Origin of the sequence: Pseudomonas sp. HAR-UPW-AIA-41, assembly GCF_002304225.1 — a bacterium.
GTDB lineage: Bacteria > Pseudomonadota > Gammaproteobacteria > Pseudomonadales > Pseudomonadaceae > Aquipseudomonas.
Genome location: NZ_NSLB01000007.1, coordinates 69125 through 80820, shown reverse-complemented (window position 1 = coordinate 80820; position 11696 = coordinate 69125). Strand labels below are relative to the sequence as shown.

Genomic DNA, 11696 nt, shown 5'->3' with positions numbered 1-11696 from the left:
ATCCCCGGCCATGGCACTCTGATTACTTACTCTTTGTGCCTCCCTGGCGGCTGCTGTAATACGCCGGGTTGTTTGGATTCAGCTGATTAGCGCGATTGTTCTGCGCAGCTTGGTGGGCTGGGTTGTTTGGATTGGACTGGTTGGCATGATGGTTCTGCTGACTCATGGTGGAGCTCCTATGGGTGGTTGAGGCCCCATCGTAAAAATGCACGGAGTGCAGAAAAGGATTTTTTCAAAGCTGCGAAAACCGAAGTCAATTGCCCCTGCTTTGAGGTATCACTGAAAGCAGGGAAGACCCAATCATCGACGCAATACGTAAACGAAATCAGCCTTACCAGCTATCCGAACCACCTCAACACAAAGAAGCTCAACGCCACTGTCCCGGAAGAAATCTTCCAACGCATCACAGTCCAAACCAATGCCATAGTGCCGAGCCTTGAACTCTCCGTAAGGCAGACATGCCGGAGCAAGGCCTTCTCGGTATTGCCGGAGAATAAGTCGTGCATCGAGGTAACCATTAACGTCCGGCTGACTCTCGGTCGTGAGCGATGCGACTAGCTCCTGTGAACACGGATCACCCACTCGACTCAAACCAGAGCTATCACCATCGGCCAGTGCCTCAAGCTCATCCTGAAGCGCAGCCTTTGCCCAAGCAGGAAACATCCAGTTCCTATACTTGGCCACATAGCGACCTGCGTATTTTCGCGACAGTCGCTTGAGCAGCTCAGCGATAGCTGGACTGAACGCCACTGAACGCACCACCACAGAACCAAAATCAAGCACCCTCAGATCGACCCAAAAGCCCTGAATCGTGAACCGCTGCCGCTCAGGCAAGTGCACGCTGGGCCCCTGCTGAACGTCGCTGTCAACAGACAGCAATGGATCGCCGCCAACAACTTCCGGGAGAGGATAAAGCCACTGCTTTAAGGTCACGTCATGCAGGATGACCCTTCTTATCTCCAGCAAACCATCCGACGAGGGCGTTACGACCAAGCCGCTCAAGTCGATCTCGACAGTGCGAATGCCCAACTGCTTAATCCGCTCCAGTTTCTCCTCATCAACAAACGAGGTGCAGGCAAACTCAATCAACAGAGGGCCATCCGTCAGCTCAGCGACAAGATCAGGCCTGAAATCACCCATCCAGGGCTCTTCTTTAACGGATTCAAAATCCCACCAGGAGCTCTGGTCTTCAGAATCTGGGTGATGTCCCGGCTGCGGAGGCAACTGCAAGCCTAAGCTTTCTCTCACCACCTGCTTGGCGTATCGGTGCAGAAAGCTTTCTGGCGTGACCTCACAGGGATCTTTTTTTGAAGCATGGGCGAAATGGTGCCTCAGCTGTAGTCCTCGGCGCGCAACAACGACCTCATTGCATTCAAGGCACCGACAGCCACAAGCCAGACCGCGTACTACTTCGTTAATCGAAACAACTCGGCCACTGGCATCTACTGCAATCGTCATGGTCATGAGACTTTCCCGCTGGAGTTAAGAAGGTCTCAAGACTGAAAATAAGCGGCAGAAAAAACCTCCAGATATGGCCGGATTCCGGAAATCCAGGTTTTAAATCCATATAAATCAAGGGCATAGGGAATTGCATGTTCGAAGCACTTCAGCGTCTAAAGCATCAGCTCACAGAGAATCCCTCGCGCGGACGGGCGTACGAGATCCTGCTATTCATGACCAATAGCTGCCTCGACCGCCCTGACAGCCAAGAGAAACTGACCTTCGAGGCTAGGAATCTGCTCGCCGGCTGCGGTAATGCGACGGAGAAAGACTCAGACCCTAAGGATTGGGTTCCGAAAATCGCGATCCTGCGGCGCACCCTGAAGCTGGCCCAGCCGGAATCTGATGGGCCGCGCCTGCAACTTGGCTATACGCCAGGTGGCGGCAGGGGGGTGGTGAGCCTGTATTGGCTGGAACTGGAACCCCAAAATGACGGGGAGAAGACACCAGAAATTGCGCCTTCCTCGACCGTCGCCTACCGCCGCTCCGCCAAGGGCGCGATCAAGACATCACTCGCCGCTCGCCTATTCCTAAAGGGTGGCGAAATGCGCAACCTGAGCTTCAGAGGTCTCAGCTTTCTGAGCTCCCTCCTTCTGGGCAGCGCATTCTGGATACTGCTCCTCGCGATCATGTTGTTCGCCCTGAGCCAACGTGATGGCCCCCTCACCATGGGAGGCCTCATCACTCTGGGACTTACCTTGGCCGGGTTTGTATTCATCTGGCGGGAGATTTACACCCCCTGGTTCCGCGTCGTTGACGACTGCGTCGTCAAAGCCCCCGACTGGGTATCCGCGTTCAGCGAAACCAGCTGCGAGCTGGAAATGTTCCGGCATGACAATTACCGCTGGACGCGCCTGGTGCGCTTTTCGGCTGACTGCCCCGTTTGCGGCAGCACCATCGAGCTCCAACCAGGCAAGCCAGACCATCAACTACCCCTGGTAGGTCGCTGCGTCGAAAGCCCACACGCCCATGTCTATAGCTTTGACCGGATGACACTGCGTGGCGCGTACATTGGCCCCCCGATGCCCGAAGAGAGGGATCAGTAAGGAATCGTTATCTGCTGATCCAGAATGGCGTCTGGCTGCATTACCAAGGGATCCAGCCAGTTCGCTTTAGCCCGAGCCCAAGCCAGAAACGTCTGCTGCTGTTCGGACAAACCACCCATCTGCTGGCCATGGGCTTCTTGGGCGCGTAAAAACGCCCGGATAGTTTCTGCCTGCTGCCAGCGCTGCGCATCCTCAATCAACTGCGCCAGCTTCTGCTTTTCAGCGTCCTGAATCGCTTGCTGCGCCAGCGCCGCCCGGCGCCGTTCTTCGCGGATCGCCGCCAGGCGTTCTTGCTCTTCCTGGTAGCGGAGCCTGCTAATCGCCCGCCCGACCATCACCTCCACGGCGAGGTTGAGCTGCTCCTCGATGGGTTGCCGCACCTTGTCTTTGACCACCGCGTCATAGCCATCGCCGCAACGGATTTCGAGGGTTCCCGCAGGGGTGTACTGGTAGCGCGGCCAATAGCTATATTCGCCACGATTCTTGGCCGTCAGCTCTTTCTCCGTAGGGACATAGTTAGAGCGCTTGGTGGGCTCATAGATACCGAGCGTGAAGCGGCTACCGAACATCTCGACCTGCATGTGCCGATCACCAGGGCGCAGGCTATAACCACGCTTTTCCAAGGCTTTGACCAGCGTATTGAGCACCCGAAATGCCCGCTTGCGCTGGCCAGCCGAGACGGCGATATCGAATCCACGACCACCCGGAATCGGTATCCCTCGGTTGTCTTTGTAGCCACTGCTGAGCGCATCGCGGGTAGCGGCCACCAGGGGATGCCAGTGCGTTCCCCGACTCGGTACCCGGATGTGATTAGCGGGATCACGCTCAAACGCCAGAACCGACAGCAACCGCGCATCCGGTGGTGGGGCCTCACCAGATGGTTTGACCGGTTGCGCGACAAACCGGTGAAGGTGACGAGGATTGCCTTTGAAGACCGGTAGCGTTGGGGGAGCAGGGACTGCTTTTCCTGCCTTCAGCTTGGCCCAATACCCACGGGGAGGGGTCGGAATCTGCAAGCGACTGCACAGCTTCTTCAAGCCCACATCCGACAGCCCGTAGCGTTTGGCCACCGATTGCACCGGTTCGGCCCACACCTCGGCAAACAGTTTGTCTCGATCAAATTGCTCCCACATCGCGCACCTCCGTGACGTTGAGCGGGCGACCATTTACCCCATGACGTGTTATGCGAAGCCCGGTTCGAATCCCCAGCCAAGGGGCCCAGGCTCAGAAACGAATACGGCCCACGGTTTCCAAGGTCGCCCGCTTACGCTGGCCCTCCCCCAGCAGCACATAGGTCGAGTTCAACGTACGGAATAGGAATCCCTCCTCGAACAACGAGAGCGGAGAAGTGCGCACGACATCGCCCACATCCCACCTGCGAGCCGAATCGTAGATAACGCTATGGGCATAAAGGATCACCGGCTGCCGCCGCGTTTTTTCCAGCTCAACACGCTGGGCTTCGCTCACATCGAGATCGATCCACAGCCACTGACGAACCAGGCAAAACTCCGTGAACCAACAGTGCTCGCGCGCAAAGGCCAGCGCCTGATCATCGGTCATAGTTGATCCACGCATGGGCTCGCCAGGGCGATAGAGCAGGTCAGTAATCGTTTGGAGATCGTCCATGGCACGGCCCTCAGTCATCCAGATCGTCTTGGTCGCCTTGAAACTGGGCGGGCGTTGACAGCGACTGACTGAAACGACGTTGAAGTTCCCCCCAGACGCGATCCATCGATAAAGTCAGTCTGTGATTCGGGATATCGATGTAACGAAGCTGAAACTCCCGGCATACCAACGATGCAACTACATCTGGGGCGATGCTCTCGCTGATCCGATAGAGAAAGAGGTTGGTCGGGCGCGTCCTGGCATGCCTTTCACAAGCCAGTTCGATAGCCCGCATCAGCAGCGTCGGATCAGCATTAAGCGCTGTCGACCACCCCAGCACCCGCCTGGTCTTGAGATCTTGAACGAGCCCGCAATGCAACGGGCCCTTGGTCGTGCTGAGAATGGCAACATCGACAATCCACGCGCTTTCCGGACTGGCTTCGATGTCACTGCGACTAAAGCGTTTCTTGGAAGGCTTCATTTCCGTGTCTCCTCAGTGCAGACAACGACGCGAATGAGCAAGGCTCGCGGAATCAAAAAGATCGATGAGATGCAGCAGCGACTGTCGACCGCCACGCGAAAAATTCACGACGACCAGGCAATCTTGCTCGCCGGTCTTGATCAGCCAACGCTGGCCGTACTCGATGACCTGCGTGATGCTGCCGGAGATCAGTTTTTCACCTCTGGCATAGCCCCAGGTCTTGTAGGCAACCCCAACCAAACACCCCGATACGACCTTCGCATCGACGACATAGCCTGTGATCACTTCGGGGTAATCATCCAACAGGGCATCGGCGAGCTTGGCTTTCTTGAGTAGCGTCAGCATGGGGACTCCTCCAACTGGTCAGCGAGCTCTCGGATAGTGGGTTTGCGCAGCTGCGCAGCGCGGGCAAGATCAGCATTTCGCACCAGCAAACCGCGTAGGCCACCCACGGATTGCTGAGGGGGCGCGATGACTTCAATCTTGGCGGGACGCCACGCCTTGGTCAGGTACAGGGTCTTGGTCTTGAGCTGCTTGGAGAGCTCAGCGGTGGGGCAGTACGTCAGCAGAAACTGCATCAGAGCCGACAAGGGGATGACATCGCGTGTTGATTTGCCATGCGTCTGAACGATGCTTTTGAGGTATCCACCCTGAATCCACTTTTTGATCACCCCGGCTTTCCAGCCAGACACCTTGGCCAGCTCGCTGACGCTCAGCACAACGTCAGGATCGTTATCGCGAACCCGCTTCGCGATCTGCACCTTGTCAAATTGCAACCCGGCCAGCCCCACGAGTGAACTGATATGACCTACGGGCTGCACAATGCCTTGGAGGATGTCCTGCAAAATGCCCACGATCTTGCTGTTAGAAATGCCATGCTTGGCGGAGATGTCTTGAATGCCGATCAACTGTGCTGCTCTGGGCTTTTTGCGGACACTTCCCACTAGTTGCTGAATCACCTGATCGACATCTGCGACTCGGAATTCGCCGGCCACGAGTACGGGGCGCTCGTTGCGCTTGTAGCGGCGCAACCCACCAGCCTGGATAAACCGCTCAAAGAAATTTTTCGATACGTTCAGGCGCTGACGGGCTTCCGTCGCAGAGAGATAGCTCGCTCGATCAGCGGCAATCTGGTCGAGCGTTGAGCGATGAACAGCAACGAAACGACTCTTGCCCTCCTGATGCACTCGCCCATCAATCTGCTGTGTAATCACCAGGTTCGCCAAGATATCGGGAGCCACACCCAGAAGCCTTGCAGCCTCGGCGGCAGCGAACCAATGCATGGAATCTGCGTTGTCAGCGCCGAACATCAGGCCGCGAGTGCTAACACCCAACCTCCCATCGAAGTGTTCAGCGATCTGTGCCTTTAAACGATCACGCAGAAAATCAAAGCTCGGCGCCGCATAGGTACTGAAAAGCTCCCTGTACCAAGTACCGATTCGCCCGGCCAAGCTGACCCCTTCACCCTGAAAGAGGTGGTCTTCCAAAACGTCATCGAAACGCTGAGGCCACTCACCCAACAGCGACTCCAAATACCCCACCATCGCCACGGAGTCTTCAAAAGAGGAACTGGCAGCAAAGCGAAATTTTGGGGGAAGCTGATCACTCATGCGCCCCTGCGCTTTGGCCAGCATCAGCAAAAAAGCGGGTAGCAAAGGCTCAAAGCTCAGTTGGTGAAGGGGCAGGGGTAGCGCCTGCCGGTTTGGTGCATCCACATTCTCCAACAGGGCTGAAAGCCCAGCAGAAAACGCTGACGCAGGCTCACTGATGGCATGGCAATACTCATAGCCGCAGTCACAGTGCATCAACGCCCGTCGCGTCAGACAGATCGGCTCTGCACACTGCGGGCATTGGCTGAGCAATTCTGTCTGATGCTTATGGCAGGCGATTACCAGCACATGAGACCACGCCTCTTGTGCCACGCCCTCATCAGCCAGGCATTGAGGGCAGACAGGCGAACATTGGCTGCGCAAAAACGCTTTTTGTCCCAGGTAGGGCGCCTGGCCTGCACTCACTGGCGTCAGGTCATGCTCAGCCAGCTCAAAGCACTCTCGGAGCAGTTCTAGCTCTTCCGCCGAGTAACAGACCTTCATGGTCATGCCAACGTCAGCCAGCAGTGCATGCGCCGTGCCGTAACCATTTAGCTCGGCTTTGCGCATGATCAAGGAGTTCAAGCTTTCACCAGGCTTGAGGCTGACACTCTGAAAAAATGACATGGCGTCGCCTCCTTACAACTTAGGAATCGGCAAGTGCGCCTGCTGGAGCACTCGCACATATTCCGCATTCAGCTCCTGCTCCGAGATCTGAGTGCTAGGCGAGAACGGATTACCTGAGAACGGCTGATGGTTAATGCCATGTGCGTAGGCCTTGGCCAGGCATTTCATGTCGATCAATTTGCGGGAGTTATCGGTCTCGGCGTGGCTGAGAAAGTCGATAAGCACACCAAACCGTCCCATACAGGCGGCATACAGAGGTTTCAGCGAGTCAGGGTCATCTAGCACGGTCTTCCAGCCGTGCTCGCGATACGCCTCCGCAATCATCGCCACCCCATCGGCAAAGTCCTGACGGTGAGAAGTGCTGGCCCAGGCATAGGGATAAAGCAGCTCCGTTGCCAGGCAGCGCCGCTGAAACGCTGATTCGAAGTTGATAAAGCGCTGAGCCGTCGGCAACCCCACCAGGATCAACGAGGCTTTAGACGTTTCGAGGATGTATTGCAGAAAATTCACCGCGATTTTCATTTTCTCGGCGCGGAGGTTTTCAGCCAGATGTTGGACTTCATCGAAGATGATCGTATTGACCTCGGCGACTTTCAGTTGCCCCATGGCCTGATCGACGACGTCCGAGGTACTGCTTCTGCTCAACACTCGGCATTGCAGAGCTCGAATGATGCTCAAGGCAATGGATCGCTGATTCGGCTCTACTGGGCAGATCACATGGATCACGGGCTTAACGATCTTGCCTTGTGCATCCTGCTGCTGAGGGTAATCTGCACACCAAGCTGCAATCGTCTCCGACTTTCCCACTCCCGCAGGCCCCAGCAACGGGAAAATCTGAGGCTCACGTTTATCTGCCGGCACCTGAGCCTGCGCAATCACTGCAAGGCCGCGCTCATACGCTCGCAGCATATGTGCATGGAAAATACCCTCTGAACGCACCACCTTTTTCGCCAGATTCGTCATTACTTTTTCCTCCGGTGGGGTTTTACTGCTGCCACGATGGGATCCGTCGATACCAGCGGCGCGTCGGCCAGCGGCTGCTGAGAGGCTGTCGTGATCGCTGCTTTGGCGCGCTCGATTTCGCGTTCGGCCTTACGATTACGATTAATACGACTCGTTCTGCTCTTCGTTGAATGAGCGTCTTCGATAATCTGATGTTGATTCAGCACATGCTCGGCTCTTGAAATCTCAAGATCCGTTTTGTAGCTCTGGCTACGGTAATATTTCGCCTGTTCGAAGCTCATCGCCGGCATATGCGGATTTTTATTGGGCACCACACGCCAGGTTTTGCTGTCGCTATCGAAAACATGAATTGCGCTGCAATCGAGGGGATTCACATACGCTTCAACTTTCTGCTTGCCATTGGTCTTATAGAGATCAGAAATATATTCACTCTGATATTGCTGGCATTGATAGTTGAGGCCTTCGCGCGTCACATTGAGTTTTACTTCTAGATGATGACGGCAGGCTTCCAGCAACTCTTCGGCTGAGGGAGCAGGAAATAGCACATATTTCTGACTCAATATCTCTAGTGCCTGAACCGGCGAACAAGCACAGTTGAATTTGCTCGTCAGGCGGTCGTTAACCTTGAGATGATATGTGTCAGTGATCCAGCGGATGATCAGAGAATACAACTCATCGAGCGTGAGTTTTGCCGTTTTCTCAGCATTCTCCAAGGCATGGTCTTCACGCTTGTCATGCGAGAATTTTGCTCCCGGCAGCTTTTTGATCAACATCGTATGCAAGGTGCCAAAAAACCGTTCAATAAAGGGTTTTTGGTAGGGGGCGCCGGCGATGCAGTATTCGAGCGTCATCGACAAGTAACGTGCGGCTTTGACCACCATCGGGCCATGGCAATCGGCGCCGTTATCCATTACCAGGGTACGAATATCAGCTGGAGCAGGCCACAAGTGAATGCAACCGTGCTGTTGACGAAACGCCTCGCCTTTAGGCGAAAAAGCAAACTGGAGAGCTTGCAGCACGCCGACCTGACTGGCCGGCAGAATGGTGAGGAAGATGCCGACAATCGTCTGTGTTGCCGTATCGATCATCGCGTACAAGGTCGGACTGCCGATGATGTTACCGAACGCATCGACAATCAAAATATCCAATACGGTTGAATCCAACTCCACGCGCGCATAAGGCTCTTGCACATCGAAAAAGTGCAAGGCATCGCGCATGATCAAACGAAAAGTTTTTTCGTTCAGCCGGCCTTTCAATTTCTTAATATTGAGACCTACAATAAATCGACCAACTGCGCGCCGTGAAACTCCGCCCAACTCAATATTCAGCTCAGCAGACTTTTTATCACAGCGAATATTAATGGTTTCGACAATATCTTTTACACTGAAACCTGAGCTATTGCAGTATTTCTCTTCCAGCACATTGATGATGATATCTTCAACATGTGGATCAAGCGACAACGAGCGGTGTACGCCTCGTAGCGAATACTTAGGAGCCAGACAACTTGGCGACTTAGCCTGCTTATAGATTTGCCAGTATCTTTCAATACTCCGCCGACCTGGAATTCTGCGTTTACCGCCATACTCTTCCTTGATTTTCTTGTAGATATACTCCCAAGTGCTGTTATCGATGTATTCCAGAATTATCTCAATGTACTGCTGACGCTCCTCCAGCGCTTTACGTTCATTGGCCATAAGTTTCCGGGGCTCGAAAATTTCTTCGATCCCATCTGAGTTCTGCTTGCACACCACCAGTCGGAGCTCACCCGCTGCGACCTTATTGCGAAACTCTTCGCTTTCATAAACGTAGGTTTCACCCACCGGGCCCAGCAGCACCACTTGCTGGGCTTTGGTGTGGATAGTGTCGATCACATACTTTCGGCCATCACAGCCTGCAACCAGGCCACCGACTTTGTAGCGTCGTGGACTGAGGTAGCTGTCATTGACTACAGCCATATCACAGCTCCACGAACACTAGGTGATCGAGGCTGCCATGCGCCGCTTCAACCCAACTGTTGCTGTCAAAAAGGGACTGGCTCAGATCCGCACACAGCACCCCATGGGCTAGCCCAAAGAAAATGTCGGCGTTCGATAGACCGGCAGATTGCTTGAGGGCCTGGGTCAACCAACGCTGCTGATGCACCAGGGCCTTGTGGAGTTTTTCAATCGCCAACTCGGCGTGATGTCGTTGCCCCTCACTCGTGGCTTTCAGCAGGTTTTCCAGGTTGGAAATGAAAACAGGGGTGAACTGTTCTTCCGTCAATGTGGTGAACGACTTGCCGTACTTGTTGAGGATTTTCTTAGCCAGTGCATGTTTTTCGCCGTGCTTCGCCAAAAACGCACTCGGCTTGCTCTCACACACCCCCTGCTGACCATCATCGCGCTCATACGCACTGTCGGCGGTGTAGCGACGTACAGCTTTGCCGCCACGCTTGGGCAAGTCCGCCAGGCGATCCACCAGGGTCTCGTTGTCCAGATCGATGCACACCGCCTGATCCCACAGCCGCTTGATTCCCACTTGCACGCTCAACAGCAGCAGGTGGTTGCGCTCCAGAAAGCTTTGACCCGCAACCCAACCCGCGTCATTACGCGGTGTTGGCACGACATAGGCCTTGTGGCCACGCTTAACGCGCTTGGCTACATCGCGGACAGGTTTACGATTTTTGGCTCTGGAAGGCATGTTTAGTGGAATCTCCTAGAAAGGACATTTACATTCATAGTAAACCTTGTTAGGGTTGTCAACAAATTTAAATGACCGTCCAACTTAAAGCAGAGAAACCGCTATGGGCCGCCGCGTCGACACCAGCTGGTATGAAACCTACCAAGAGGGCATCGCTTTGGAGCAGCAATCCCGCGAACAGCGCTTCAGCGATCCGGAAGTCGCCGCTCAACTGGGCCTAAAACCCAAAACTTGGTCTCGCATCAAAATCGCCGGGCGCTTTTTGGATGGACTCACACCGGCCTTTGACCGGGCCAGCCTGCACTGCGGTTATGCTCCCCTAGAGCGCCTGGCCAAGCTGGGATCGATTGCCCCCGAGGTCGCGCAAGAAGTACTCCATGCGGTACTGAGCAACCAGCTTAAATTGCATGAACTCGAAGCACTGGTTCGCAATCAGGCTGCCACCACAGCGGAAAACCAAGCTCCACGCCCCCTCCGCGCGACCGCCTCTAAACACGCGCTGTACCAGCGCATGGAAGACTTTTTTAGCGCCTCAGACCTGTACGCGTTTGATGCCTACCAAGGGCGCGCGCTACGTCGACGCAGCACCTTGGGCGCTCCGGGTGGTTACTATGTGTACAACGCTAAAGGCAAGCTCACCTGCGTGGTGCTATGCATTCAGCCGGGTGCGTGGCGCGATCCAGCCACCGCAGCACGGGAGCTCTATGAGCACGCGCTGTCGCAACGCGCGGTGGCACCGCACATCTGGTGTGTGTTCGAGCGGGCTAACGTGGTGCTCCAGCGCCTGGCCGAACTGAGCCTGCATTGGGGCGGTTCACCTTATGACCCCAAAGGGCAGTGGCTGTACTTGGCGCATTTCGACGACCATGGCGTGCTAGAGGTGCTGTTCGAACAGTACTTCACCCAACTGATCAAACAGCTTCGGACTGGCGCAGGGCTGATTGAGCGGGCGGAGTTGTACTGCTCGATAGAGGCAGCCGATGGGCAACCCTCTGGCGAGTTGGTGGCATTACGTCCGCTGTTAAAGCTGCCGAAGCATCCCACCAAAAGCCGACTGTTCCGCGAAGTCGTCCAATCCCGTATCAAGGCAGTAGGCGAAGGGGCTAACGCCAGCCCAGTTGAGAGACGCGGCGCCCTGGAAGTCGATCTCGACATGTAGTAGCCCGTGCATGACCCGCAGGGCTGCACGTAATAGGACGTTTTGTT

General features: G+C 55.3%; 12 protein-coding genes. 2 read left to right on the top strand and 10 right to left on the bottom strand.

The genetic code is table 11. The features are described 5' to 3' along the window. Positions 1–22: 22 nt before the first annotated feature. Together CK486_RS18105 and CK486_RS14050 are read right to left on the bottom strand one after the other, a co-directional pair. Complete coding sequence (locus CK486_RS18105; protein WP_176481714.1) at positions 23–166, bottom strand: hypothetical protein; 144 nt, start codon at positions 164–166, stop codon at positions 23–25. 134 nt (positions 167–300) lie between these two features. Further along, a complete protein-coding gene (locus tag CK486_RS14050; protein WP_141248912.1) occupies positions 301–1464 on the bottom strand; it encodes a hypothetical protein in 1164 nt (387 codons plus the stop codon). A 128-nt stretch (positions 1465–1592) separates the two neighbouring features. On the opposite strand from CK486_RS14050, the gene CK486_RS14045 reads away from it, so the two are divergent. Continuing rightward, complete coding sequence (locus CK486_RS14045) at positions 1593–2546, top strand: hypothetical protein (protein WP_095940934.1); 954 nt, start codon at positions 1593–1595, stop codon at positions 2544–2546. On the opposite strand, the gene CK486_RS14040 is transcribed toward CK486_RS14045, so the two are convergent. The 8 genes from CK486_RS14040 to CK486_RS14005 all read right to left on the bottom strand — a co-directional run bounded on the left by CK486_RS14040 (position 2540) and on the right by CK486_RS14005 (position 10490). Then, positions 2540–3679 (bottom strand): hypothetical protein, encoded by a 1140-nt coding sequence (locus CK486_RS14040; RefSeq protein WP_095940933.1) that lies wholly within the window; start codon positions 3677–3679, stop codon positions 2540–2542. The two genes, CK486_RS14045 and CK486_RS14040, sit on opposite strands and share 7 nt — an antisense overlap. A 91-nt stretch (positions 3680–3770) precedes the next feature. Next, positions 3771–4172 carry a hypothetical protein gene (locus tag CK486_RS14035; protein WP_095940932.1) on the bottom strand — a complete coding sequence of 134 codons (402 nt, stop codon included), beginning with the start codon at positions 4170–4172 and terminating at the stop codon, positions 3771–3773. 10 nt (positions 4173–4182) lie between these two features. Beyond that, the gene (locus tag CK486_RS14030; protein ID WP_095940931.1) at positions 4183–4632 is read right to left on the bottom strand and encodes a hypothetical protein; all 450 of its coding nucleotides are present in this window, start codon (positions 4630–4632) and stop codon (positions 4183–4185) included. A 12-nt stretch (positions 4633–4644) separates the two neighbouring features. After that, on the bottom strand, positions 4645–4977 hold the full coding sequence (locus tag CK486_RS14025; RefSeq protein WP_095940930.1) for a hypothetical protein: 333 nt from the start codon (positions 4975–4977) through the stop codon (positions 4645–4647). Next, positions 4971–6848 (bottom strand): TniQ family protein, encoded by a 1878-nt coding sequence (locus CK486_RS14020; protein WP_095940929.1) that lies wholly within the window; start codon positions 6846–6848, stop codon positions 4971–4973. Before CK486_RS14020 ends, CK486_RS14025 begins: the two co-directional genes overlap by 7 nt. A 12-nt stretch (positions 6849–6860) precedes the next feature. Beyond that, positions 6861–7811, bottom strand: coding sequence for a TniB family NTP-binding protein (locus tag CK486_RS14015; RefSeq protein WP_095940928.1), 951 nt, complete (start codon positions 7809–7811; stop codon positions 6861–6863). Continuing rightward, positions 7811–9766: a DDE-type integrase/transposase/recombinase gene (locus tag CK486_RS14010; protein ID WP_095940927.1), complete on the bottom strand. Its 1956-nt coding sequence runs from the start codon at positions 9764–9766 to the stop codon at positions 7811–7813. The genes CK486_RS14015 and CK486_RS14010 overlap by 1 nt, the downstream gene beginning before the upstream one ends. Before the next feature lies 1 nt (position 9767). Next, positions 9768–10490, bottom strand: a complete 723-nt coding sequence (locus CK486_RS14005; protein WP_095940926.1) for a hypothetical protein — start codon at positions 10488–10490, stop codon at positions 9768–9770. 103 nt (positions 10491–10593) lie between these two features. Between CK486_RS14005 and CK486_RS14000 the strand changes: the two genes are divergently transcribed. Continuing rightward, entirely contained in the window at positions 10594–11649 is a 1056-nt protein-coding gene (locus CK486_RS14000) for a hypothetical protein (RefSeq protein WP_095940925.1), read from the top strand. The last annotated feature ends 47 nt before the right edge of the window (positions 11650–11696 follow it).